The organism is Pseudosporangium ferrugineum (assembly GCF_003002065.1).
Lineage (GTDB): Bacteria > Actinomycetota > Actinomycetes > Mycobacteriales > Micromonosporaceae > Actinoplanes > Actinoplanes ferrugineus_A.
Map to the genome: position 1 here is coordinate 164,274 of NZ_PVZG01000001.1, position 24,627 is coordinate 188,900.

Sequence of the window (24,627 nt, forward strand, 5' to 3'; positions counted from 1 at the left end):
CGGGACGACAAACTATCTTGCCGTTCCGGCAAACGCGTACGCCCGGAACGCCTCGACCGCGCGCCCGGTGACCGCCGGGCCGTGGCCGAAGACGGCGTGCGCGAAGTCGAGCCCGGCGAGCCGGGTCACGCTGCGGCGCTGTTCCTCGAGGTCGGCCGAGACCATGGCGGGCGTACTGCCGATCCGGCCTCCCCGGCGGCCCGCGGCGGCGTCCCCGGCGAACAGCACCCCGCCCGCGCGGTCCAGCAGGTACGACAGGTGTCCCGGGGTGTGGCCGGGGGTGTGCAGCGCGGTGAACCCGGGCAGCGGCGAGGTGCCGTCGGCGGTGACGACCTCGTCCACGGCGGCGGGCTCGGGGCGGCCCATGACCAGGCCGGCGAGCCTGACCACCGGATGCCGGACGACCGCGCGCGCCTCGCCTGTCACGTACGGGACGTCGTCGCGGTGCGCGACCACCCGCGCGCCGGACCGGCGGCGCACCTCGGCGAGGCCGCCGGTGTGGTCGGGGTGGTGGTGGGTGAGCAGGATCGTGGTCACGTCGCCGATCGAGCGGCGCAGGTCGCGCAGCGCCCGCCCGATGCGCGCGGAGCGGCCGGGCAGCCCGGTGTCGACGAGCACCACGCCGTCGTCGGTCACCACCAGGTGCACGTGGACGTACCCGATGCCGACCTCGAAGACCCCGTCCACCACTTCGCGCATGGCACGATAATGCCGAAAATCGGGCGTCAGCGGCGCCGGGACACGACCGAGGACGCCAGCGCCGCGAGGGCCGTGCGCGCCTCCGCGGTCACCGGGGCCTGCTCGAGGGCGGCTGTCGCGGCGGCGGCCCGGCGGCTGATCAGGTCCTCGATCCCCTCCCGCGCGCCGGTCGCCTCGATCACGGCGCGCAGTTCCGCGGCGCCGTCGTCGTCGAGCTCGGGGTTGCCGAACAGGGCGCGGATGCGGGCGGCCTGGGCCCGGTCGGCGCGGTCGCGGGCCATCGCCACCATCACGGTCGGCTTGCCCTCCCGCAGGTCGTCGATGACCGGCTTGCCGGTGATCACCGGGTCGCCGAAGACGCCGAGCACGTCGTCGCGGAGCTGGAACGCGTCGCCGAGCGGGTCGCCGAACGCCTGCAGCGCCGCCTGGAGGTTCAGCGACGTGCCGGCCAGGGCGGCGCCGATCTGCAACGGCCGGGTGACGGTGTAACGGGCCGCCTTCATCCGGATCACGGTGAGGGCGCCGGCCACCGAGCCGTCGCCCACCCCGGAGACCAGGTCGAGGTACTGGCCGGCGATGACCTCCGTACGCATCACCGTGAACAGCTTGTAGCCGCGGTGGATCCACTCGATCGGCAGCCCCGACTCGTGGAACATGTGGTCGGCCCAGGCGGCACAGAGGTCGCCGGAGAGCAGGGCGGCGCTCTGGCCGTACCGGACGGCCTCGCCCTTCCAGGAATGGCGGGTGTGCACGTCGGCGAAGTGGCGGTGCACGGTCGGCTGCCCGCGGCGCAGGTTGCTGCCGTCCATGATGTCGTCGTGGATGAGGGCGAAGGCGTGGAACAGTTCGAGCGCGGCGGCGGCGGCGACGATCGGCTGCCCGTCGGGCTGGCCGGCGCCACGCCAGCCCCAGTAGCAGAACATCGGCCGCAGCCGCTTGCCGTCGGCCAGCACGAACCGGCGGACGGCATCGAGCACCCCGCGCGGGGTGCCGTCCGGCCAGTGCGGACGCTGCCGGTCCAGGTACGCGATCAGCGCCGACTCGCACCGCCGCGCCAGCCCGGCGGCGTCCGTCTCCGGGGCCATCTCCAGGGTCATGAGCGGAGCCCCGCCAGCTCGAGCAGGAGTCCCTTCACGTCGGTGGCGGCGACCGTCTCCCGGGCGGCCGACGCGTCGGAGCAGAGCAGCACCGGCGCGTCGGCCGGGTCGGCGGGCAGCCGCCCGTGCGAGCCCCGGACCGCCCGCGCGCCGGCGTCCAGGCCGACCACGCTCATCGAGTAGCGCATGCCGAGCTTCTTGCGGGCCAGGGCGAGCGCCGCGCGGCCCTTGGCGGCGTTCGGGCCGGCCGGGTCGAAGAAGAGCTCGGCCGGGTCGTACCCGGGCTTGCGGTGGATCTCGACCAGGCGGGCGAAGTCGGGGGCCGCCGCGTCGTCGAGCCAGTAGTAGTACGTGAACCACGAGTCCGGCTCGGCGACCAGGACCAGTTCCCCGGACCGTTCGTGATCCAGCCCGTGCGCGGCCTGCGCGGGCCGGTCCAGCACCTCGGCGACCCCGGGCAGCGCGGCGCACAGCTTGGCGACCGCCGGGACGTCGTCGGCCGACCTGACGTACACGTGCGCCACCTGGTGGTCGGCGACGGCGAAGGCGCGGGAGGTCCACGGGTCGAGGTACTCCATCCCGGCCTGGGTGTAGACGTTCAGCAGGCCCTCGGCGCGCAGCAGCCGGTTGATGTCGACCGGGCGGGACACGTCCGTGATGCCGTACTCGGACAGGGCCACCACGGTCGCGCCCCGGGCCGTCGCCGCCGCGAGCAGCGGGCCGAGGAGGGCGTCCAGCTCGGCGGCGGCCGCGGCGGCCTGCGGCGACGAGGGCCCGTACCGTTGCAGGTCGTAGTCGAGGTGGGGCACGTAGACCAGGGTGAGGTCGGGGTCGTGGGCGGCCATGATCTGCTCGGCCGCCCGGCAGATCCACGCCGACGACGTGAGCCCCGCGTTCGCGCCCCAGTAGCTGAAGAGCGGGAACGTCCCGAGCTTGGCGGTCAGCTCGTCGTGCAGGCCCGGCGGGTACGTGTAGCAGTCCGGATCCTTGCGCCCGTCCGCGTGGTAGATCGGCCGCGGCGTGACCGTCCAGTCGACGTCGGCGCCCATGGCGTACCACCAGCAGACGTTGGCGACCGTGTAGCCGGGGGCCGCCGCGCGCGCCGCCTCCCAGACCTTCTCGCCGCCGACCAGGCCGTTGTGCTGGCGCCACAGGAACACCTCGCCGAGGTCCCGGAAATACCAGCCGTTGCCGACGATGCCGTGGCCGGACGGCGGGGCGCCGGTGAGGAACGTCGACTGCACCGAGCAGGTGACCGCCGGCAGGACCGTGCCCAGCGGGGCGCGGAAGCCGGTCTCGCCCAGCCGGGACAGCCGGGGCATGTGCCGCAGCAGCCGCGGCGTCAGGCCGACCACGTCGAGAACCACCACCGGTTTCATGACGACACCCCCTGTGCGGTCGCGAGCCCGAGCGCGGTGAGCTGGGCCCGGGCGAAGAAGAGCTCTGCGGCGATCCCGGAGGCGAGCTCCGCGGGACCGGCGGGCCGCGACGCCGGCGGCAGCACGTGCCACGTGTACGTCTCGACATCGAAGTGGTCGCACTCGGCCGTGTCGCCGCCGGCGAGCTCGCGCAGCGCGGTGGCCAGCACGGAGACCGTGGTCTGCAACGGCGGCACGGGCGCCTCGTGCAGCGGGACGTGGTAGTGGATGCGCCACGGCTGCTCGTCGCCGCCCGGCGTGGCCAGCGCCTCGTCCAGGTCGTCGGTGGACAGCCCGAACGGCCCGCGGGTCTGGTGCAGGAAGCGGGGTTCGACGTACTCGCCGAGGACGGCGGCGTCGCGGTGCGGGTCGGTGCTGGCCAGCGCCGCGGACACCTGGGTCTTGACCACCGGCAGCCCGGCCTCGCGCAGCCGGCCCAGGGCGAGGGCGGGTTCCTCCCACGCGCAGGCGAGGTGGGCGAGGTCGAGGCAGACGCCGAGCACCGACGTGTCCCCCTCGCCGAGCAGGGCGACCGCCTCGGCGGTGTTCTCGATGATGCAGCCGGGCTCGGGTTCGAACGCCACCCGTACCGGCCGGGGCATCCGGTGCAGCCCGCGGGCCAGCTCGTCCAGGTTGCGCCGGCAGGCGCTCGCCCGGGCCGCGTCCCACGGCTCGCGCCAGGCGAGCGGCAGCGTCGAGACCGAGCCGCGGGCCGCGTCGGCCGGCATCAGGTCGGTGAGGATCCGGGCCAGGTCCAGCGTGTACGCCAGCCGGTGCGCCGTGGTCCAGTCCGGCTGGTAGACGGCGTGCTTGACGACCGGCGCCTGGAAGGCCTGGTACGGGAACCCGTTGAGCGTCACCACCTCCAGCCCGCGCGCGTCCAGGGCCCGGCGCAGGCGCTGCCGGTCGGCCACGTCGGACGCGAGACCGGCGGCCACCGGCGCGGCGAGCCACAGCCCGAGGCCCAGCACGTCGCTGCCGAGCCGCTCCCGGATCGGTACGGCGTACGTGTCCAGCTGCTCGAGGATGCCCTCCAGGTTCTCGCCGGCGTGCACGTTGGTGCAGTACGACAGGTGCACCGTCTGGCCGTCGCGGTGGCGCAGGCGCATCAGCTGCCTCCCCGGGCGATCGAGCTGCCCGCGTACGCGGACTCCGGGGTGCCGGTCTCGGACAGGTCGAGGCGGCCGGACTGACCGTAGAACTCGACCGGGTTGCGCCACAGGACGCGGTCGACGTCGTCCGCGGTGAAGCCGGCCGCGAGCATCGCCCGTCCGGTCTCGACGGTCAGCAGCGGATCGGAGTGTCCCCAGTCGGCGGCGGAGTTCACCAGCATCCGCTCGGTGCCGTACTCCTTGAGGATCTCCACCATCCGCGGCGGCGACATCTTGGTCTCCGGGTAGATGGAGAAGCCCGCCCAGCAGCCGGATTCGCGGACCGGGGCCACCGTGACCTCGTTGAGGTGGTCGACGGCGACCAGCCCCGGCGCGATGCCCGAGGCGGCGACGACGTCCAGGGTGCGGCGGGTGCCGGCGGCCTTGTCGCGGTGCGGGGTGTGCACCAGCGCGGGCAGCTCGAACCGGACGGCCAGCTCCAGCTGCGCGGCGAAGGCCTCGTCCTCGGCCGGGGTCATCGAGTCGTAGCCGATCTCGCCGACCGCGACCACGCCGTCCTTGTCGAGGTAGCGCGGCAGCAGGTCGAGCACGCCCTTGCAGCGCGGGTCGTTCGCCTCCTTCGGGTTCAGCGCGAGGGTGGCGTGGTGCCGGACGCCGAACTGCGACGCCCGGTACGGCTCCCAGCCGAGCAGCGAGTCGAAGTAGTCGGCGAACGAGCCGGGGCTGGTCCGCGGCTGCCCGAGCCAGAACGCGGGCTCGACCACCGCCCGCACGCCGTTCGCCGCCATCCTGCGGTAGTCGTCGGTGGTGCGTGAGGTCATGTGGATGTGCGGGTCGAAGACGCGCATCAGTCCTCCTTGCGCAGCAGGTGGCGGTTGAGCAACGCGAGGGCGTCGGCCGGCATCCGGCGCCCGGCGGCGGCGCGTTCCCGGGCGAGGGCGGCGAGCATGCCGGTCAGTGCGGCGTCGGCGCGGTCCTCGAGGCGGTCGACGACGCTCAGCGGGATGCCCATGAAGACGCATTTGACGACGCCCTGGCGCCAGGTCGCCGGGTCGAGGCGGCTCGCGTACGGCCCGAGCGCCGCCGCGACGAGCCGGGCGTCGTTGGTGCGCAGGGCGTCCTCGGCGAGCGGCACCCCGGCGTCGCCGATGTTGAGCAGCGGCAGTGCGTGCAGCACGGCGAGGCGTTCGGCGGCGTCGCCGTGCCAGTACAGCTCGGCGGTCCGGGCGGGGTCGGCGAGCGCGGCCAGCAGCAGCACCCGCCCGGCCTGACCGGCGGTCCAGCCGGGACGGTCCGGCAGCGGCCGGCGGCCCAGCTCGCGCCCGGCCCGGGCGAAGAGCGGCGCGACGGCGTCCGGGTCGGCGCGCACCCGGGCCTCGGCGCCGGCCAGCCAGTCCTTCCCGGGTACGGCGGCGACCACGGCACGCAGGTCGTCGAGGTTCATGGGTGCCCCTCCCGGTCGGCTCGGACCTCGGCCTCCGCCTCGGCCTCGATGAGGTAGGCCAGCGAGCGGCGGGCGACGGACGGCGCCGCGTGCGAGTGCCGGGGCAGCTCGACGGCGACCAGCCCGCGGTAGCCGCCGTCGATCAGCGCGCGCAGCACGGGCGGGAAGTCGATCTCGCCGGCGCCGAACTCGAGGTGCTCGTGCACGCCCCGGCGCATGTCGTCGATCTGCACGTTGACCAGGTATGGCGCCGCGGCGGCCACGCATTGCGGCACCGGGTGGGGCTCCAGGCAGCGGCAGTGCCCGATGTCGAGGGTGAGGCCGAAGCCCGCCGGGGCGCCCAGGGCGTCGCGCAGCCGGTACCATCCGGCGAGGTCCTCGACGAGCATCCCCGGCTCCGGCTCGAACCCGACCGGCACGCCCACCATCTCGGCCAGCTCGGTGATCTCGGCGCAGCCGTCGACCAGGCGGTCCCAGGCCGCGCGCTCGCCGACCCCGTCGGGGCGCACGCCGGCCCAGAACGACACCGCCTCGGCGCCCAGGTCGGCGGCGACGGCGACGGCCCGGCGCAGGAACTCCAGCCGCAGCTTGCGGTCGTCGTGCAGCAGCGTCGGCGCGTGCTTGCGCCACGGGTCCAGCAGGTAGCGGGCGCCGGTCTCGACGACCACGCCGAGGTGCCGGTCGCGCAGCTGGTCGGCGACCGTGGCGACGCGCCGGGCCAGGCCGGGCGCGAACGGGTCCAGGTGGTCGTGGTCGAGGGTCAGCGCCACCCCGCAGTAGCCGAGGTCGGCGATCACCCCGACGGCCTCGTGGAGGCGGTGGTTGGCGAAGCCGTTCGTGCCGTAGCCGTAGCGCAGCGTGGTCATGTCGGGGACACCCTGCGGGCGAGCAGCCGGCCGAGCGGGGCGGCGGCCGCGACGGCGAGGCCCGCGAGCACCCGGCCGGACCGGGCGGAGAGCGCTCCCTGCAAGGCCGGCAGGGCGGTGATGCCCGCGCCGACGGCGGCCCGGACCCGGGCGGCGGCGGGGTCGCCGACCACGGCCACCTGGGCGCGCCCGAAGGCGGCGGCGTACTGCCCGGCGAGCATCGCGGCCGGGGCGCCGCCGCGGGCCGCGACCGCACCCGTGATCGCGGCGGTGGTGGCCAGGGTGGCGGCCGGGAGTCGCGGACCAGGGCTGCCGGCGACCTCGTGTCGGGACAGCGCCGTCACCGCGTACGTGTGCACCGCGACGGCGGCGGCGGCCGGCACCGCCCGGACCGGGTTGCCGGCGCTGGCGCCCAGCAGCACGTCGAGCGCCCGGCAGGCGGCCATCCCGGCCGGACCGGCGGCGGTGTTCTTGAGCCGCAGGTCGTACGCCCACACCGCCGCGGCGAGCGGCACCGCGACGGCGAGGGCCCGAGGCCCGCCGGAGCGCCCCGCGACGACCAGCCCGGCGGCGGTGAGGCCGGCGGCCACCCCCAGCGCGGCCGGCGCGCTGATCCGGCCCGACGGGATCGGCCTCTCGGGGCGTTCGACCGCGTCGAGCTCGCGGTCGGACCAGTCGTTGGCGGCCATCCCGGCCCAGTAGAGGCACACCGACGCCGCGGCCAGCCCGACGCTGCGCGGGCCGAGGGTGCCGGCCGCCGAGGCACCGGCCACCACGTCCCCGGGCACCGACAGCGCGGCGGGGGCCCGGACCAGCTCGGCGAGGGTCCGCAGCGGCGCCTTCATCGGGTCAGCCCGGCGGCGAACCCGGTCAGGGCGTCCCACTGGGCGGCGAGCGCGGACGGCCCGTCGCCGAGCGGATCCTTGAAGAAGAAGCCCAGCTCGGGCAGGGCACCGCGGCGCCCGTCGCGGTGCGCGGCGGCGGTGAGCCGGGCCAGGTCGAGCACGAGGGGGGCGGCGAGGGCGGAGTCGCAGCCGTGCCAGCTGAACTCCATGCGCATGCCGGTGCCGAGGAAGCCGGAGAAGGTGATCAGGTCCCAGGCGGTCTTGAAGTCGCCGATCTCCGCGACGTAGTCGATGCGGCTGGTGCCCTCCGGCTGGTAGCCGAGCGCGTCGCCGAGGACACGCTGCTTGCTGGCCACCTTGGCGGCGTTCGCGGCCGGGTCGGCGAGGTTGGCGCCGTCGCCGCCGCCGAGCAGGTTCAGCCCCGACCAGCTCGTCACGCGCAGGTTGCGCAGCGCGAACATCGGCGCGAGCACCGACTTGACGAGCGTCTCGCCGGTCTTGCCGTCGTTGCCGGCGTACGGGACCCCGGCCCGGGCGGCCAGTTCGGCGAGGGCGGGCAGCCGGGCGCCGGTCGACGGCGTGAAGTCCACGAAGGAGCACCCGGCCTCGAACGCCGCGTACGCCACCAGCGAGCTCGGCGGCAGCACCGTCCCGGCCTCGCCGAGCGCCGCGCGCAGGGCGTCGAGGGAGCCGTGGGCGGGATGCTCCGCGACGACGGGCTCGGTGGTGGCCACGTTGAGCACCACGACCCGGTCCAGCCCGTGCCGGTCCCGGAAGTCGCGCAGGTCGTCCGCGATCCGCCCGGCGGTCTCCGCCTGGGTGTCCCCGGACGGCAGCGGCCGCAGCTCCTGCTCGGTGCGGCCCAGCTCGTCGGCGAGCGCGGTGACGAGCCGCCCGGGGACGACCCCGGCGGCGGCCAGCGTCTCGGCCTTCTTCAGCAGCGGCAGGGTCACCACGTCGTGACCGCCGAAGACCAGGTCGGACCAGGCCGGCAGCGGGGCGGCCCGCAGCGGCGGGAGCTCGGTCACGCAACCGGTGGCGTCGACGAGACGGGCCCGGAGGGCGGCGGCGCCGATCAGGGCGGTGACGGCGACGGAGCCGCGTGCGCCGATCAGCCAGATTCCGGTACGCATGCAGCATCCCTCCCGAGAGCGGACAGAGGCGCCTTGGCGATAACACGATGTGTCTCCCGTGTTACGTGAAGCGACGCTAACTCAGCTCCCGGGACAAAGGAAAGCCTCAATATCGAGAAACTTCTCCGTGCCAGGGGAAAAGTTTTGCTCGATGCGTACGAAAGTGGTGCCCGGGCCCCTTTCCCTTGCGGTGTTTCACCTTCTTGGCCGGCCTGTGCTTCTTCGGCACCGCCACGGACTTCGCCGGCTTTTTCGCCGTGGTCGGAGGGCTCGCGCGCCTCGTGGCGAGCGCCGCCGCGCCGCCCGTCCGCGCGGCGAGCACCGATTCGCAGGCGACGCCGTTCACCTCGAAGCGGGTCGGGAAGGCGGCCGCTCCGCCGGCACCGTCGTACGCGGCGTCGAAGCCGGTGTCCGCCGTGGCGCCGGGGGCCAGGCCGGCGCCCACCACCTGGGCCCGCGTGCCCTGGTGGTGCCAGCGCTCGTCCCAGCCGCGCACCACGCGCTGGCCGGACGGCAGGACGAAGGTGAGGCGCCACCGGTCGAACGCGGTCTGCCCGGTGTTCACCAGGGACACGGCGTTGGCCAGGCGGCCACCGGCGGCGCTGCGGACCGTGTAGCGCACCGTGCACCGGGACTCCGGGGCCTCCGCCGCGGCGGCGGGGGTCGCTCCCCCGCGTACCGGATCGGGTGCCTGCAGCGACCAGGCCACGCCCGCGGCACCCACGGCGAGCACCGTGGCGGCCGCGGTGACCAGCGGGCGCCGGCGCGGCGGGCGGCGGATCGGCACCGTGTCCGCCTGCACGGACGAGCCCGGCTCGGGCAGCGCGAGGGGTGCGAGGCCGACCGCCGCGCCCAGGATCCGGGCGGCCTCCGCGGCGTCCGGCCGGTCCCGCGGATCCTTCGCGAGGCAGCGGCGGCACAGGCCGGCCACCGCCGGCGGCAGGCCCGCGATCGGGGGCAGCGGCGCCGGCTCGGCGTAGAGGTGGGCCCGCACCATCTCGGTCACGGTCGCGGCGTGCCACGGCATCCGCCCGGCCAGCGCGCGGTAGAGCAGCAGGCCCAGCCCGTAGACGTCGGTCGCCGCGCGCACCGGACCGCCGTCGAGCCGCTCCGGCGCCAGGTACGCGGGCGTGCCCAGCACCTCGCCGTCGGTCTCGTCGGGGTCGCCCGCGGCGGCCGAGATGCCGAAGTCGAGCAGCTTCACCCCGGCCGGCGTGACCATCACGTTGCCGGGCTTGACGTCGCGGTGCACCACCCCGCGGGCGTGGGCGGCGGCGAGCGCGTCGGCGACCTGGGCACCGATGTGCACGGCGGTGCGCCACGGCAGGGCGGCCCGGGCGAGCAGGGCGGCCAGCGTACGGCCCTCGACCAGCTCCATCACCACGTACGGCTGGGGGGCGGCGCCGGACTCCCCCGGGACCTCGCCGTAGTCGTACACATCGACGATGTGCGGATGCCGCAGCCCGGCGGCGGCGCGCGCCTCCTGGCGGATGCGGGCGAGCTTGGCCGGGTCGGGGGCGGCAGCCGCGGAGAGCACCTTGACCGCGACCTCGCGCTCGAGCACCTCGTCGTACGCGCGCCAGACGACCGACATGCCGCCCACGCCGATGCGGTCGCGGAACTGGTAGCGAAGATCCACCGCCCAGCAGTGCCCGGTGGAGGGCCCCGGAAAACCTCCCGGACGGCCGGCTCTGCCGCGGCTTCGCGGGCACCGTGATCGCCGGGACCGTAGGGTTGCGGCATGGCCATCGAGGACAGCCTGTGGTCCGGGCTCATCAGGGAACTCCTGGACCGCTCGCACCTGTGGCGCCCGGAGGAGGTCGGCGGCATCCTCGACGGCGCCGCCGCCGCGCTGGGCCTGCGGATGACCGTCCACCTGGTGGACCACGAGCAGCTCGCCCTGCACCCCCTGCCGGTCCCCGGCCGCCCCGCCGCCGGGCCGCTGGCGATCGACGGCACCGACGCCGGCCGCGCCTTCGCCCTGATCGAGACGGTGACCGCCGGCGACCGGCACTGGTCCCCCATGGTGAACGGCACGGACCGGATCGGCGTCCTCGAGGTCGAGTTCCCGGCCGGTACGCCGGACCCCGCCCTGGTCCGGGCCTGCGAGACCGTCGCGGGGCTGGTCGGACACCTGATCACCACCACCACGCCGCGCGGCGACCACCTGCACCGGATCCGCCGGACCGGCCCGATGTCCCCGGGCGCGGAGCTGCTCCGGCAGCTCCTGCCGCCGCTCACCGTCAGCGTGACGGACTTCGCCGTCGCGGCGGTGCTGGAGCCCTGCTACGACGTCGGCGGCGACGCCTTCGACTACGCGGCGGACGGGCGCCGGCCCCAGTTCGTGGTCCTCGACGCGGCGGGCCGCCGGATGCGCGCCGGCCTCGCCGCCGCGGTGGTCCTGTCGTGCGTCCGCTCGGCCCGGCGCGCCGGGCAGGATCTGCTCGCCCAGGCCCGCGCCGCCGACGAGGAACTCCTCCGGCAGTTCCCGGACGCCCGCTTCGCCACCGCGGTGCTCGCCGAGCTCGACCTCGACACGGGTCTCCTGAGCTACGTCAACGCGGGACACCCGCCGCCGCTGGTCCTGCGCGACGGCAGCATCGTCGAGACCCTGACCGACGGCCGCCGGATGCCGCTGGGCATCGAGGACCCGAAGGCCTCGTACGGGCAGGTCGAGCTGCGGCCCGGCGACCGCCTGCTGCTCTACACCGACGGGGTCACCGAGGCCCGCGACGACTCGGGTGAGCACTTCGGCATCCGCCGCCTCGCCGCCGTCGCCGAGGAACACGCCGGGGCGGGCCTCCCGCTGCCCGAGGCCCTGCGCCGGCTCGCGCACACCGTCCTCGGGTACCGGACCGGACCCCCGGCCGACGACCTGACCCTGGTGCTGGTGGAATGGTCGGCGGACGCGGCGCTGCGTACCGTGCCACCGACCTCACGAGCGGACGACCAGCCACGATGATGCCCGACATGCTCAGGGTCACGACCCACGACCGGCCCGGCGGCGTCCGCGTGCTGTGCCTGTCCGGCGAGATCGACCACGACAGCGTGGAGGCCCTGCGGGCGGCGGTGGAGCAGGCGCTCGCCGAGGGACGCGACCGGCTGGTCGTGGAGCTGTCCACGGTGGCGTTCTGCGACTCGGCCGGCCTGAGCCTGTTCGTGGAGGCGCACCGGCGGACGGCCGCCGCCGGGGGCTGGTTCCGGCTGGCCGCGCCCACCGGCGCGGTCCGGTACGTGCTGGACGCCACGAACCTGGGCGACTACCTGGGCGTCTACGAGGACGCCGACTCGGCGGCGGCCGGCTGACCGCACCCCGCGTCAGGTGACCGGTTCGTCGATGCCCGTCACGCGGCGGGCCATCTGCCGTTCAGGTGCCGGACGACGGGCGCCCGTAGCGTCCCGTCGTCATGGACACCCCCCAGGTCAGCGTGGTCATCCCGACCCGCAACCGCCCCGAGCTGGTGACCCGTGCGGTCCGCAGCGTCCTCGCGCAGACCGTGCCGGACCTCGAGGTCGTCGTGGTCGTCGACGGACCGGACGAGGCGACCCCGAAGGCGCTGGCCGAGCTCGGCGACCCCCGCATCCGCACGGTCACGCTGCCGGTGAAGGGCGGCGCCCCGAACGCCCGCAACACCGGGGCCCGCGAGGCCCGGGCACCGTGGACCGCCCTGCTCGACGATGACGACGAATGGCTGCCCGGCAAGCTGGCCGTCCAGCTGGAGCTGGCCGCCGCCGCCGGGGTGGCCCGGCCGATCGTGGCCACCCGGCTGCTCAACCGCACCCCCCGCGCGGAGTTCGTCATGCCCCGCCGGCTGCCGGCCGAGGGCGAGCACCTCAGCGAGTACTTCACGGTCCGCCGGGGGCTGTTCCACGGCGAGGGCTTCATCCAGACCTCGACCATCCTGGCGCCGACCGCGCTGCTGCGCGAGGTGCCGTTCACCGTCGGCCTGCGCCGGCAGCAGGAACTGGACTGGACGCTGCGCGCCGTCCGGGCCGCGGGCACCGGGCTGGTCATGGCCGCCGAGCCGCTGGTCATCTGGCACCAGGACGAGAACCGGGAACGGATCAGCCTGGAGATGCCCTGGCAGTCCCAGCTCGCCTGGCTGCGCGGCAACCGTGCGCTGTTCACGCCGCGCGCGTACGCCGCCTTCACGATGAGCGTGCTGAGCTCGATGGCGGCACCGACGCGCAACGCCCGGGTGTTCCGTGAGCTGCTGCGCGAGGCCCGCGAGCACGGCCGCCCCGGCGCCCTGGACTACGTCACCCACCTGCAGATCTGGGCGATCCCGCCGCATCTTCGCCACGTCCTGCGCGACAAGGTGCTGGGGCGCGGATGAGCCGGGTGGTGGTCTGGCGCAGCGGCCTGCTCGCGCCCTCCGAGACCTTCGTCCGCAGCCAGGGCGACGCCCTGACCCGCTGGCAGGTGCGCTACCTCGGCGCGGTGAAGGTGCCCTCCGCGCTGGCCCGGGACGACGACGTGATCGTCTTCCCGCCCGGCGCGGACGAGCGCTTCCTGCGGCTGCGGGTCACCGGCCGCTCGCCACGCCTGCGCCGGATGCTGGCCGCCCTCGGCCCGGACCTCGTCCACGCCCACTTCGGCGGCGACGGCTGGCTGGTCAGCGCCGCGGCGGAGGAGCTCGGCGTGCCGCTGATCGTCACCGTGCACGGCCACGACGTCACGCGCCAGCCGTACGCGAAGGGCCCGAAGGGTGTGCGGCACCGCCGTAACCTGCGGACGGTCTTCCGGCGGGCGGCCGTGATCCTGGCCGTCTCGGAGCACATCCGCCGCCGGGCGATCGAGCAGGGCGCCGATCCGGCCAAGGTACGCGTGCACCACACCGGCGTCCCGATCCCGCCCCCGCCGCGCGCGGAGAAGGAATGGGACGTGGTGTTCGCCGGCCGGTTCGTCCCGAAGAAGGGCCTCGACGACCTGCTGGCGGCCCTGGCCACGCTGCGCGACCTCGAGCCGCGCGTGCTGTTCGTGGGCGACGGGCCGCTCGCCGCCGCGATCCGTACCCGCGCCGCCGGGCTGGGCGTGCCGGTGACCTTCGCCGGGGCCCTGGACCACGCGTCGGCGAGCGCCGCCATGGCCGCGGCGAAGGTCTTCGCGTCACCGTCGCGGACCGCGCCGGACGGGGACGCCGAGGGCCTGCCCACCACCGTGCTGGAGGCCGCGGCGCTGGGCGTACCGGTGGTGTCGACCCGGCACAGCGGCATCCCCGAGGCGGTCGTGCACGGCACGACGGGCCTGCTCGGCGCCGAGGGGGACCGCGAGGCGCTGGCCGCCCACCTGCGGGTGCTGCTGACCGGCGACGAGCTGCGGGAGCGGCTGGGGCGGCAGGCTCGGGAGCACACCGCGGGCCACTTCGACCTCCGCCGCCGGACGGCCGCCCTCGAGCGGCTCTACGACGACGTCGCGGGGGCGGCGGTCACGGGCGGTGCCGCAGCAGGCGCCGGGCCGCGCGTACCCCGCCCACGAACACCTGCCCCGCCCGCGCCGGGCCCTTACCGCTGAGCAGCTCCACCGTCCGCCGGGCCCGGCGCAGGTCGGCCTCGCGGGCGGTGAGCTCCGCCTCGAGGAACGCCGCCTGCGCCCGCACCTCGGCCACCTCCCGGGTGAGCCGGTCGCGCTCGGCCCGCAGCTCGGCGAACGGCAGCGGGCGCGGCTGCCGCACCTCGGCCACGCCGGCCTCGCGGCCGGTCATCGCGGCGAGCAGGGCGGCCAGGTCCGCGGGGCCGGTGACCCCGGGCCAGGGGTGATCGCCGGCACGCAGGAGCCGCTCGGCCAGGTCGTGCAGGGCGTGGTCCGGGTCCGCCGTCGGCACCAGCGGGGTCAGGACGCCGTCCGGGCCGCTGATCACCTGGCCGGCCGGGACGCCGGCCGCCGGGCTCTCCTGCCAGGCCGAGAGCAGGGCGCGCACGGCGGGCAGGTCACGCCGGGCGGCGGCGCCGGCCACGAGGCTCTCGACCGTACGCCCGGAGGGACCGGGCACCTCGACCTCGATCGCGGGCGGGCGGGGGGCCGCGACGACGATCCACCCGGGCGCGAGGGGCTGGCCCCGGCGCAGGCTCTCCCGGGCCCACGGCTCCGGATCGGTCAGCGTCTCCCCGGCGTCCGCGCCGGCGTACGCCCGGGCCAGCGCGGCCTCCGCGGCGCCGCCACCGGCGTCGGACGGCAGGACCAGGCGCGGCGCGACGGGGTCGGGGTAGGCGGCATAGACCCGTGCCGTCCCGCCCAGGAGGCCGGCCAGGGCCGCCGGGGTCGCGGGCCGGGTGTCGTCGTACCCGGGGGTCCAGTCCGAGTCGGCCGGCGGCCGGGGCACCGCCACCAGGCGGTGCAGGCCCAACGGGTTCGCGAGGCCGAGCATCAGCAGCCCGCCCGGCGCCAGCGCGGCCCGCAGCGAGTCCAGCGTGGCGAGCCAGGTGGCCTCGTCCTGCTCGGCGGTGCCCAGCCGGCCGAGCCCGTCGAGCGCGATGATCGTGTCGAAGGCGGGCTCCGCCGCGAGCTTGGCGGGGCCGCCGCACAGCACGGTCAGGTTCCCGGCCGCGGCCAGGCGCTCGGCGTCCGGCACGCCCCGGACCAGCACCGTCGCCCCGGGAAGGGCCGCCAGCAGGGCCGGGTCGTGCGGTCCGGCCACCAGGGTGCGGCCCCGGGCGGCGGCCAGGAAGGGGACGAGGGCGGCGCCGCGGACGGGGCCCGGACCGTGCGCGCCGTCGAGGTCCGACCAGACGAGCATCTCGCCGCCGAGAAACCGCGGGTTCACCGCGCCACCCCCCGCCGGTCGCGCCAGCGCATCAGGTGGCGCAGCTCGGCGGCCGGCACGAGCCGGTCGGCGCCCAGCTCCTCCACGGCGGCCGCCCGGGCCCGGTCGCCGTCGACCTGCTCGCCGTGCAGGAAGTCCCACTGGCGGCGGATCCGCGCCTGTCCCCCGTGCACCGGGTCCTCGTTCTCCAGGGTCATCGGGTCTCCGTAGACGGCGGGTTCGCAGCCCGCGAGGATGCCGTACCAGACGGCGCTGGACAGGCGGTTCGAGGCGACCCGGCGGTGCCGGCGGAGCTCGGCGAGCTGGCGGTCGAGGAAGCCGGCGTCGCCCTCTCGGTGGGCGTCGCCGCGGTAGCCGTGGCAGATCACCCGGAAGCCGGCGTTCTCGTAGCGGCGGCGCACGCCGGGCGTACGGAACTCCTGCCAGTAGAGGCAGACCGTGACCGGACCGGGCTCGGTGCCGCGGATCCGCGCGATGAGACCGGCGTGGTCGCCGACCACGTGCTGGCCCTCCCAGCCGTGGAACGGATACCAGATGGTGCCCTCGCGGGCGGGACCGTCGTCCGGCGGCGGCACCAGCCGCAGCAGGTACGCCCACGGAGCGCCGACGACGTACGTCCCCCGCCGCCCCAGCGACCACGCCCGCCGCCGGGTGCGCTCGGACCAGAGGAACAGCGGTACGCCCGCCACGTACTCGTGGTCGGCCGCCATGCCGTCGCCGATGTTCCACCCGTGCTGGAGGTACCCGGACATCCGGGGCGGCGGGTCGGACCGCACGCCGCAGTAGCGCGCCAGGACGTGCGAGTGCCCGTAGTAGTCGTTGGCCCGGTGCACCGGAGGATTCTGGCGCGCCCGGGCCGGCCCCCGCCACGCCTGCGCCGACTGTTCCCCCATCCGTCGCCCGCGTGTCGCCCGCTATTTCACGGCGGCGGCCGCCTCGCGCTCGCACGCGGGCGTCAGCTCCAGGCTCTTCCTGACGTTGTCGCCGGCCATCGCCCCATCACCGGTCATCGTGACCCCCTTGGCCTTCAGGCACTTCGTCACCTCGTGCTCGAAGTCGGCGGCTCTCGGGTTGGCCGGATCGCGCTCCCACTCGGGCAACGGGAAGTACCTCGCGGTGCAGTCCTGCAACTCCCGGATCTTCTTGCCGGCCTTGGGGTCGACCCGGGTGAGATCGGTGCCCGCGAACTCCGCCTTCTTGGCGTCCACGCGGCTGTAGCCGTACCGCGTCAGACAGTTCTCGTACGGGACCATGAGCCTGTCCTTCTCCTCGGGCGTCATGTCGAGCCGGTAGCGCGGCCGCTCCGGGGTCGGCGAAGCGCCCGGCGCGGGTGCGCCGCTGGCCAGGGTCGCCACCTTGCCCCCGGAGTCGCCGTTCCCGGTCGATGCCTGCGAGGTGCACGCCGACAACGCTCCCAGCGCGACCGCCGCCACCATCCAGTGCCCTCGGCGCATGACAACAGCTCCCTTGCTTCCGCCGGACCGCTCCGGTCCCGTGCAGGGCATGCTGGCGAGAGAACGTGTGGAAGTTGTCAGGGGTTCACTAAACTGCCGGGATGCGGACACGGTCATGGCGGGCGGGAAGTGCCGTCATCGCCGGGGCGGCCGTCGTTCTCGCCGCCGCGCTGGGCCTGCACGCTCTGGTGCCGGGGTGGCTGGGCACGGCGCTCGACAGTGGACTGCCGTGGCTCGGCCTGCTGCTCGTGCCGTTGCTGGCGCTGTCGGCGCTGCGCCGGTCGCGGCGGGCGTTCGCCGTCGCGCTCGTGCCGGTGGTGGTGTGGACCACGATGTTCGGGCGGGTGCTGCTGCCGAGGTCCGGGGCCGATCATCACGACCTGCGGATCGCGACGCTGAACCTCGGCGCCGCCAACGCCGACGCCGCGGCGACCGTACGCGCCGTCGCCGGCGAGGAGCCCGACGTGCTCGTGCTGCAGGAGCTCACCACCGCCAACCGCAAGGTCGCCGAGCGCGAGCTGCGGGACGGGTGGGAGCACCGCATCGTGGCCGGCACCGTCGGGCTGTGGAGCAGGCTGCCGCTGACCGGCACCGCCGCGGTCGACATCGGCATCGGCTGGACCCGGGCGTTGCGGGCGTCGGTGACCACGCCGGACGGTCCCGTACGCGTCTATGCCGCCCATCTCGCGTCGGCGCGGCCGGGCGCGACCGCCGAGCGCGACCAGACGCTGGCCGCCCTGGCCCGCGAGGTGGCGGCCGACCGGAGCGAGCGCCTGGTGGTGGCCGGTGACCTGAACACGACGACCACCGACCGGCGGTTCCGGGAGCTGGCGCCGCTGCGGGACACCCAGCAGGAGGCGGGCGCCGGGTTCGGCTTCACCTGGCCGGCCGAGCTGCCGGTCATGCGCCCGGATCACATCCTCCAGCGCGGCATGTCCACCCAGCGGTCCTGGGTCGTCCGGGTGCCGGGCAGCGACCACCGGGCCGCGCTGGCCGAGATCGACACCGCCTGAGCGGTCGTCAGGCGGGAATCGCGAGCCGGAAGCCGACGCCGCGGCGGTTCTCGATCCAGGCGCTGTCCCCCAGCTTGCGCCGCAGGCTCGCCACGTGGAAGTCGAGGGTCTTGCCCGGGCCGGGGGCGCCGGGTCCCCACACCCGCTCCATCAGGTAGCGCCGGGTCACCACCGCACCCGGTTCGGCGGCGAGCAGGGCGAGGAGGTCGAACTCCTTGGGGCTCAGCGGCACCGGGATCCGGTGCACCCGGACCTCGCGCCGCCGGGTGTCGACGGTCAGCGGGCCGCGGACCAGCACCGGGTCGCCCTCGGACCGGGAGCGGCGGTCGACCGCCCGCAGGCGGTGCACCAGGTCGGGGACGCTGACCGGCTTCGGCAGGTAGTCGTCGGCGTCGAACCCGTCGTCGCGACCGGCGCCGTCCGGCGTGAGCATGATCAACGGCGGGCCGCCGGCCCGGCGGAGGCCGCGGTAGTCGTCGAGGCCGGGCAGTTCCGCGTCGAGCACGACCAGGTCGGGGGGCGGTGCGGCGAGTGCCGCGGCGCCCGTGGCCACGTGGTTCGCCTGGATGCCGTACCGGGCCAGGCCGTCGACCAGCGGCTTCGCGATGGACCTGTCGTCCTCTACCAGCAAGACCCTCATGGGCGATGGTACGGATCATCGCGCCGCACGGTTCAGACCGCGGCCGTCGGGGGTCCGCCGGAGGCGGAAAGGCGTATCCCCGCCCCCGGCGGACCGGGGACGGGGACAACCAACTCTGATCAGCCGCGCGAGGCCCAGTCCCCGAGCGACCAGTCCCGCACCTCGGGCATGTCCTCGAGGTGCTCCACCACGTACTGCTCGTGCCGCGCCAGCTGCGCCTCGCACCACGCCTTGAGGTCGCTCGCCCCGCGGGGCAGGCGCTTGCTGTTGTTGATCGCGTCCATCACGAGGTGGTAGCGCGACGCCTTGTTGCGGACCGTCATGTCGAACGGCGTGGTCGTCGTGCCCTGCTCGATGAAGCCGCGGACCCGGAACCGGTCGGCGTCCGGGCGGCCGTGCACGAGCTGGTGGATCGCGCCCGGGTAGCCGTGGAAGGAGAAGACCACGTCGACGGAGTCCGTGAACAGCTCGGTGAACATGGTCTCGCTCATGCCGTGCGGGTGGTCCTTCGGCCGCGGCAGGGTCATCAGGTCGACCACGTTGACGACGCGCACCTTGAGGCTGGGCAGCTTGTCCTTGAGGATCTGGGCCGCCGCGACGGTCTCCATGGTGACCACGTCGCCGGCGCAGGCCAGGACGATGTCCGGGTCGCTGGTGCCGTCGTCGGTGCCCGCCCACTCCCAGACGCTCGCGCCGCGGGTGGCGTGCTCGATCGCCTCGTCCATGGTCAGCCACTGCAACTGCGGCTGCTTGTCGATCACGATCAGGTTGATGTACGACCGCGACCGGAAGCAGTGGTCGGCCACCGACAGCAGGGTGTTGGCGTCCGGCGGCAGGTAGACCCGGGCCACGTCGCCGCGCTGGGTCAGGACGACCTGGATGAGGCCGGGGCCCTGGTGCGAGAAGCCGTTGTGGTCGTTGCGCCACGCGGTCGAGGTGAGCAGGACGTTGAGGCTCGGCACCTTCTCGCGCCACGGCAGGTGCCGCGCCTCCTGGAGCCACTTGCCGTGCTGCACCGTCTGCGAGGCGCTGACCATGGCGAACGCCTCGTAGGTGGCGAACATGCCGTGCCGGCCGGTGAGGTTGTAGCCCTCCAGCCAGCCGTGGCAGTTGTGCTCGGAGAGCACCTCCATGACCCGGCCGTTGTTGCTGATCTTCACGTCGGCGTCGGTGACGTGCTCCATGAAGCCGCGGTCGGAGACCTCGAAGACGGCGCCGAGCCGGTTGCTGTTGGTCTCGTCCGGGCAGAACAGCCGGAACGTCTCCGGGTTGCGCGAGTAGATGTCGCGCATGAACTCGCCCAGCTTGCGGGTCGACTCGGCGCGCAGCTCGGCCGGCTTGGGCACGTCGATGGCGTAGTCGCGGAAGTCGGGCAGGTCGAGGTCGCGGGTCAGCCTGCCGCCGTTGGCGTGCGGGCTGGCGCTCATCCGCAGGTCGCCGTCGGGGGCGAGGTCGCGGACCAGGGCGGTCGGGGCGCCGCTCTCGTCGAACAGCTCCTCCGGCCGGTACGACCGCAGCCACTTCTCCAGGATCTCCAGGTGCTCCGGGTTGTCCTTGACCCCGGACAGCGGCACCTGGTGCGAGCGCCACGTGCCGGTGACCTGGATGCCGTCCACCGTCTCCGGCCCGGTCCAGCCCTTCGGCGAGCGCAGGATGATCATGGGCCAGCGGGGGCGGACGCCGTCCCACTCGCCGGTGCGGGCCGCCTGCTGGATGTCGCGGATCTTCGTCCAGGCCTCGGCGAGCGTGGCGGCGAAGCGGTGGTGCATGCCGGGCAGGTCGTCGCCCTCGACCTCGAGGACCTCGTAGCCGTGTCCCTCCAACAGGGAGCGGACCTCGGCGCGGTCCTTGCGGGCCAGCACGGTGGGGCCGGCGATCTTCGCGCCGTTGAGGTGCAGGATCGGCAGGACGGCGCCGTCGTGCTCCGGGTTGATGAAGGAGACGCCCTTCCAGGAACCCTCCAGCGGGCCGGTCTCGGCCTCGCCGTCGCCGACGACCGCCACGGCGATCAGGTCCGGGTTGTCCATGACCGCGCCGAACGCGTGCACCAGGACGTACCCGAGCTCGCCACCCTCGTGGATGGAGCCGGGCGTGGTGACCGACACGTGGCTGGGGATGCCGCCCGGCGCCGAGAACTGGCGGAACAGGCGCAGCACGCCGGCCTCGTCCTGGCTGACCTGCGGGTAGACCTCGCTGTAGGTGCCCTCCAGGTAGCCCGCGGCCACCAGGGCCGGGCCGCCGTGGCCGGGGCCGGCCAGGTAGATCGCCTGCTGCCCGGTGCGCTTGATGAGCCGGGAGACGTGCGCGTAGATCAGGGACAGTCCGGGGCTCGTTCCCCAGTGGCCCAGCAGCCGGGGCTTGATGTCGTCGGGGGCCAGCGGCCGGCGCAGGAGCGGGTTGCCCTGAAGATAGATCTGACCGATCGTCAGGTAATTGTTCGCGCGCCACCAGGCGTCAAGGCTCGCGACGTCCCCGTCGTCGAGCCGGCCGAGGCTGGTCAGGTCCTCAGTAAGCGTCGTCATGCCTGCGACGCTACGACAAGATCGCCCGCCTCGCTCAGGGTCTTTGGTCCTGTCCGAAAATGGCTCTCCGGCCCCCGGCCGCGCGACGCGGCCCCGTAACAGAGGCCGCGTACCGTACCGTAGTTCCTGGTCAGCGGTCGTGACGAGGTGGTGGGCCGACGTGGATCTGCACACGGTCGTCGAGGTGGTCAGCCCGGCCCGCGTCGGCGACTGGCGGCCCGGTGACGCCTGGCTGGCCGGCGGCACCGCCCTGTTCGGGGCGCCGCCCGCCGGCGTGACCCGGCTGCTGGATCTGGGCGCCGCGGGCTGGACGCCGCTGACCCCGGGCGACGACGGCCTCGAGATCGCCGCGACCTGCACGGTCGCCGAGCTGGCCGGGTTCACCGGCACCGCGGCGCACACCGCCTTCCACGGGCTGGCCGTCGCGTGCTGCCACGCGTTCCTCGCGTCCTTCAAGATCTGGAACGTGGCCACCGTGGGCGGCAACCTCTGCGCGGCGCTGCCCGCCGGGCCGATGATCGCGCTGACGGCCGCGCTCGACGGGTGGTGCCGCATCCTGGGCCCCGCCGGGGAGCGCCGGGTGCCCGTGGTGGAGTTCGTCACCGGCGACGGCACGACGGTGCTGCGCGACGGCGAGGTGCTGCGGTCGGTCACGCTGCCCGCGGAGGCGCTGACCGGGCTCACGGCGTACCGTCGCGGTTCGCTCTTCCCGCACGGCCGCTCCGCCGTCCTGCTCGCCGGGCGGGTCCCGGCCGGCGGCGGCCTGGTCCTGACCGTGACCGCCGCGACCCCCCGCCCCCACCAGCTGCGGTTTCCCGCCGCGCCGGGGCCCGCGGAGCTGCGCGCGGCGATCCTGGACGCCGTAGGTGACGGCTGGTTCGACGACGTGCACGGGCTGCCGGCCTGGCGGCGGCACCTGACCCTGCGCTACGCCGAGGAGATCCGCGCGGAGCTGGCCCGATGACGGTCCGGATCAACGGTACGGACCACGACCGCGACCCGCGACCCGGGCAGTGCCTGCGGACGTTCCTGCGCGAGCAGGGCTGCTTCGGCGTCAAGAAGGGCTGCGACACCGGCGACTGCGGCGCGTGCACCGTCCACGTCGACGGCGTGCCCGTGCACAGTTGCGTGTATCCCGCGTTCCGGGCGCGCGGCCGGCAGGTCACCACGATCGAGGGGCTGGCCGCGCCGGACGGCCTGCACCCGGTGCAGCAGCGGTTCCTGGACGCGCAGGGCTTCCAGTGCGGGTTCTGCACCGCCGGGATGATCATGACCACGGCGGCGCTGGACGACGAGAAGCTGGCCGACCTGCCGCGAGCGCTCAAGGGCAACCTGTGCCGGTGCACCGGCTACCGCGCGATCGCCGACGCGATCCACGGCGCGGGCGGCGTCGGCGAGCCCCGCGCGGGCGAGGCGGTCGGGGCGAGCACCGGCGCGCCGGCCGGCCCGGAGGTCGTCACGGGCACCGCCCGGTACACGTTCGACCTGGACGTGCCCGGGTTGCTGCACCTCAAGGTGCTGCGGTCGCCGCACGCCCACGCCCGGATCCTCGGCATCGACACGGCGGAGGCGCTGGCGGTGCCGGGCGTACGGGCGGTGCTGACCCACGCGGACGCCCCGGCGCGGCTGTTCTCCACCGCCCGCCACGAGAACCCGGGCGAGGACCCGGCGGACACCCGGGTCCTCGACGACGTGGTGCGTCACGTCGGCCAGCGCGTCGCCGCCGTCGTCGCCGAGACCGAGGGCGCCGCCGAGGAGGGGTGCCGGCGGTTGCGGGTCACGTACGAGGTGCTGCCCGCGGTCCTGGACCCGTTCGAGGCGCTGCGGCCGGGAGCCCCGCTGGTGCACGGCGACAAGGGCGCGGCCGGCAACGTCGCCGGGGAACTGCACGCCGAGCTGGGTTCGGTGGCCGACGGCTTCGCCGCCGCCGACGTGGTCCACGAGGAGACGTTCCGCACGCCGCGGGTCCAGCACGCCAGCCTGGAGACGCACGGCGCGATCGGCTGGTTCGACGAGCGCGGGCGGCTGACCCTGCGGTCCAGCACGCAGACGCCGTTCCTGACCCGGCGGGCCCTGGCCGACCTCTACGACCTGCCGCTGAGCGAGGTGCGGGTGCTGACCGGGCGGGTCGGCGGCGGCTTCGGCGGCAAGCAGGAGATGCTGGTCGAGGACCTGGTCGCGCTGGCGGTGCGGCGGACCGGGGCGCCGGTCAAGCTCGAGTACACCCGGGCCGAGCAGTTCACCTCGGCGACCACCCGGCACCCCTTCACCGTACGGATCAGAGCCGGCGCCCGCCGCGACGGCACCCTCACGGCACTCGAACTGCACGTCGTCACGGACACCGGCGCGTACGGCAACCACGGCCCGTCGGTGATGTACCACGGCTGCCACGAGTCGATCGCCGTCTACCGCTGCCCCGCCAAGAAGGTCGACGCGTACGCCGTCTACACCCACACCGTCCCCTCCGGAGCGTTCCGCGGCTACGGCCTGGGCCAGGTGTCCTTCGCCGTGGAGTCGATGCTGGACGAACTGGCCCGGCGGCTCGGGCTGGACCCGGTGGTGCTGCGCGAGCGCAACGTGGTCTGCCCCGGCGAGCCGCTCGCCGCGCCCGGCGACCACGCCGACGACCTGCTGATCGGCAGCTACGGCCTGGACCAGTGCCTGGACGTGATGCGCGAGGCCGCCGCCGCCCCGCCCGGCCCCGCCGCCCCGCCCGGCTGGCTCGTCGGCGACGGCATGGCGATCGCGATGATCGCGGCCGGCCCGCCCGGCGGCCACCTCGCCGACGCCGCCGTGACCCTGCTGAGCGACGGCCGGTACGAGGTGGCCGTCGGCACCGCGGAGTTCGGCAACGGCAGCACCACCGTGCACACCCAGATCACCGCGGACGCCCTGGGCACCACCCCGGACCGGATCGTCGTCCGCCAGTCGGACACGGACCTGGTCGGCCACGACACCGGCGCGTTCGCCTCGACCGGCGTGGTCGTCGCGGGCCACGCCGTGCTGCGCGCCGCCACCGCGCTGCGGGCGCGGATCCTGGCCCTGACCGGCGGCGTCACGCTCACCGCCGACGCGGTGGAGCTGCCCGGCGGCGCGCTGCTGACCCTGAAGGACCTCGCCGCGTCGTCGGGCGCGCCGATCCTGGCCCGGGGCGAGTGGACCGGTACGCCGCGCAGCGTCGCCTTCAACGCCCAGTGGTTCCGCATCGCGGTGGACCCGGCCACGGGCGAACTCCGCATCCTGCGCAGCGTGCACAGCGCCGACGCCGGCCGGGTGATGAACCCGTTGCAGTGCCGCGGCCAGGTCGAGGGCGGCGTCGCGCAGGCGCTCGGCTCGGCCCTCACCGAACGCATGGTCATCGACGGGCACGGCGCGGTCACCACGACCGGCTTCCGGCAGTACCACCTGCCGGCCTTCGCGGACGTGCCGCGCACGGAGGTGGTGTTCGCCCGCACCGAGGACACGATCGGGCCGCTCGGGGCGAAGTCGATGAGCGAGAGCCCGTACAACCCGGTGGCGCCGGCCCTGGCCAACGCCCTGCGCGACGCCACCGGTATCCGCTTCACCGAGCTGCCGTTCACCCCCGACCGGATCTGGCAGCGGCTCCAGGGCTGACCGCC

Annotated in this window: 22 protein-coding genes; 7 read left to right on the forward strand and 15 right to left on the reverse strand. The window is 75.0% G+C overall.

Translation table 11 applies throughout. The features are described 5' to 3' along the window. Positions 1-12: 12 nt before the first annotated feature. The 10 genes from CLV70_RS00780 to CLV70_RS00825 all read right to left on the reverse strand — a co-directional run bounded on the left by CLV70_RS00780 (position 13) and on the right by CLV70_RS00825 (position 10,253). Complete coding sequence (locus CLV70_RS00780; protein ID WP_106124361.1) at positions 13-699, reverse strand: MBL fold metallo-hydrolase; 687 nt, start codon at positions 697-699, stop codon at positions 13-15. Between the two features lie 26 nt (positions 700-725). Next, positions 726-1,796, reverse strand: coding sequence for a polyprenyl synthetase family protein (locus CLV70_RS00785; protein WP_106124362.1), 1,071 nt, complete (start codon positions 1,794-1,796; stop codon positions 726-728). Continuing rightward, positions 1,793-3,175 (reverse strand): alkaline phosphatase family protein, encoded by a 1,383-nt coding sequence (locus CLV70_RS00790; protein WP_106124363.1) that lies wholly within the window; start codon positions 3,173-3,175, stop codon positions 1,793-1,795. Before CLV70_RS00790 ends, CLV70_RS00785 begins: the two co-directional genes overlap by 4 nt. Next, positions 3,172-4,323, reverse strand: a complete 1,152-nt coding sequence (eboE, locus tag CLV70_RS00795; RefSeq protein ID WP_106124364.1) for a metabolite traffic protein EboE — start codon at positions 4,321-4,323, stop codon at positions 3,172-3,174. The genes CLV70_RS00790 and eboE overlap by 4 nt, the downstream gene beginning before the upstream one ends. Further along, a complete protein-coding gene (locus CLV70_RS00800; RefSeq protein ID WP_106124365.1) occupies positions 4,323-5,174 on the reverse strand; it encodes a TatD family hydrolase in 852 nt (283 codons plus the stop codon). Before CLV70_RS00800 ends, eboE begins: the two co-directional genes overlap by 1 nt. Continuing rightward, on the reverse strand, positions 5,174-5,770 hold the full coding sequence (locus tag CLV70_RS00805; RefSeq protein WP_106124366.1) for an EboA domain-containing protein: 597 nt from the start codon (positions 5,768-5,770) through the stop codon (positions 5,174-5,176). Before CLV70_RS00805 ends, CLV70_RS00800 begins: the two co-directional genes overlap by 1 nt. Continuing rightward, a complete protein-coding gene (locus CLV70_RS00810) occupies positions 5,767-6,636 on the reverse strand; it encodes a sugar phosphate isomerase/epimerase family protein (protein WP_106124367.1) in 870 nt (289 codons plus the stop codon). The genes CLV70_RS00805 and CLV70_RS00810 overlap by 4 nt, the downstream gene beginning before the upstream one ends. Continuing rightward, positions 6,633-7,481 (reverse strand): SCO3242 family prenyltransferase, encoded by an 849-nt coding sequence (locus CLV70_RS00815; RefSeq protein ID WP_106124368.1) that lies wholly within the window; start codon positions 7,479-7,481, stop codon positions 6,633-6,635. The genes CLV70_RS00810 and CLV70_RS00815 overlap by 4 nt, the downstream gene beginning before the upstream one ends. Further along, entirely contained in the window at positions 7,478-8,614 is a 1,137-nt protein-coding gene (locus CLV70_RS00820; RefSeq protein ID WP_106124369.1) for an inositol-3-phosphate synthase, read from the reverse strand. Before CLV70_RS00820 ends, CLV70_RS00815 begins: the two co-directional genes overlap by 4 nt. 106 nt (positions 8,615-8,720) lie before the next feature. Further along, positions 8,721-10,253, reverse strand: coding sequence for a serine/threonine-protein kinase (locus tag CLV70_RS00825; protein WP_106124370.1), 1,533 nt, complete (start codon positions 10,251-10,253; stop codon positions 8,721-8,723). A gap of 102 nt (positions 10,254-10,355) precedes the next feature. On the opposite strand from CLV70_RS00825, the gene CLV70_RS00830 reads away from it, so the two are divergent. The 4 genes from CLV70_RS00830 to CLV70_RS00845 all read left to right on the forward strand — a co-directional run bounded on the left by CLV70_RS00830 (position 10,356) and on the right by CLV70_RS00845 (position 14,129). Beyond that, positions 10,356-11,576 carry a PP2C family protein-serine/threonine phosphatase gene (locus CLV70_RS00830; RefSeq protein ID WP_106124371.1) on the forward strand — a complete coding sequence of 407 codons (1,221 nt, stop codon included), beginning with the start codon at positions 10,356-10,358 and terminating at the stop codon, positions 11,574-11,576. 8 nt (positions 11,577-11,584) lie between these two features. After that, positions 11,585-11,920 carry an STAS domain-containing protein gene (locus CLV70_RS00835; RefSeq protein WP_106124966.1) on the forward strand — a complete coding sequence of 112 codons (336 nt, stop codon included), beginning with the start codon at positions 11,585-11,587 and terminating at the stop codon, positions 11,918-11,920. Between the two features lie 101 nt (positions 11,921-12,021). Then, positions 12,022-12,951 carry a glycosyltransferase family 2 protein gene (locus CLV70_RS00840; protein WP_106124372.1) on the forward strand — a complete coding sequence of 310 codons (930 nt, stop codon included), beginning with the start codon at positions 12,022-12,024 and terminating at the stop codon, positions 12,949-12,951. After that, positions 12,948-14,129 carry a glycosyltransferase gene (locus CLV70_RS00845; protein ID WP_106124373.1) on the forward strand — a complete coding sequence of 394 codons (1,182 nt, stop codon included), beginning with the start codon at positions 12,948-12,950 and terminating at the stop codon, positions 14,127-14,129. Before CLV70_RS00840 ends, CLV70_RS00845 begins: the two co-directional genes overlap by 4 nt. Here the strand turns inward: CLV70_RS00845 and CLV70_RS00850 are convergent. The 3 genes from CLV70_RS00850 to CLV70_RS00860 all read right to left on the reverse strand — a co-directional run bounded on the left by CLV70_RS00850 (position 14,044) and on the right by CLV70_RS00860 (position 16,832). After that, entirely contained in the window at positions 14,044-15,378 is a 1,335-nt protein-coding gene (locus tag CLV70_RS00850) for a hypothetical protein (RefSeq protein WP_106124374.1), read from the reverse strand. The two genes, CLV70_RS00845 and CLV70_RS00850, sit on opposite strands and share 86 nt — an antisense overlap. Continuing rightward, positions 15,375-16,211, reverse strand: a complete 837-nt coding sequence (locus CLV70_RS00855) for a hypothetical protein (RefSeq protein WP_106124967.1) — start codon at positions 16,209-16,211, stop codon at positions 15,375-15,377. Before CLV70_RS00855 ends, CLV70_RS00850 begins: the two co-directional genes overlap by 4 nt. 81 nt (positions 16,212-16,292) lie before the next feature. Then, positions 16,293-16,832 (reverse strand): hypothetical protein, encoded by a 540-nt coding sequence (locus CLV70_RS00860; protein WP_146163913.1) that lies wholly within the window; start codon positions 16,830-16,832, stop codon positions 16,293-16,295. A gap of 101 nt (positions 16,833-16,933) precedes the next feature. Between CLV70_RS00860 and CLV70_RS00865 the strand changes: the two genes are divergently transcribed. After that, positions 16,934-17,845 (forward strand): endonuclease/exonuclease/phosphatase family protein, encoded by a 912-nt coding sequence (locus CLV70_RS00865; protein WP_106124376.1) that lies wholly within the window; start codon positions 16,934-16,936, stop codon positions 17,843-17,845. A 7-nt stretch (positions 17,846-17,852) separates the two neighbouring features. Here CLV70_RS00865 and CLV70_RS00870 read toward each other — a convergent pair whose 3' ends face one another. Together CLV70_RS00870 and CLV70_RS00875 are read right to left on the reverse strand one after the other, a co-directional pair. Next, the gene (locus tag CLV70_RS00870) at positions 17,853-18,485 is read right to left on the reverse strand and encodes a response regulator transcription factor (RefSeq protein WP_106124377.1); all 633 of its coding nucleotides are present in this window, start codon (positions 18,483-18,485) and stop codon (positions 17,853-17,855) included. 119 nt (positions 18,486-18,604) lie between these two features. Then, positions 18,605-21,007 carry a phosphoketolase family protein gene (locus tag CLV70_RS00875; RefSeq protein WP_106124378.1) on the reverse strand — a complete coding sequence of 801 codons (2,403 nt, stop codon included), beginning with the start codon at positions 21,005-21,007 and terminating at the stop codon, positions 18,605-18,607. A gap of 139 nt (positions 21,008-21,146) precedes the next feature. Between CLV70_RS00875 and CLV70_RS00880 the strand changes: the two genes are divergently transcribed. Together CLV70_RS00880 and CLV70_RS00885 are read left to right on the forward strand one after the other, a co-directional pair. Then, on the forward strand, positions 21,147-21,971 hold the full coding sequence (locus CLV70_RS00880) for an FAD binding domain-containing protein (RefSeq protein WP_245907939.1): 825 nt from the start codon (positions 21,147-21,149) through the stop codon (positions 21,969-21,971). Then, entirely contained in the window at positions 21,968-24,622 is a 2,655-nt protein-coding gene (locus CLV70_RS00885; RefSeq protein ID WP_106124380.1) for a molybdopterin-dependent oxidoreductase, read from the forward strand. The genes CLV70_RS00880 and CLV70_RS00885 overlap by 4 nt, the downstream gene beginning before the upstream one ends. Positions 24,623-24,627 lie beyond the last annotated feature (5 nt).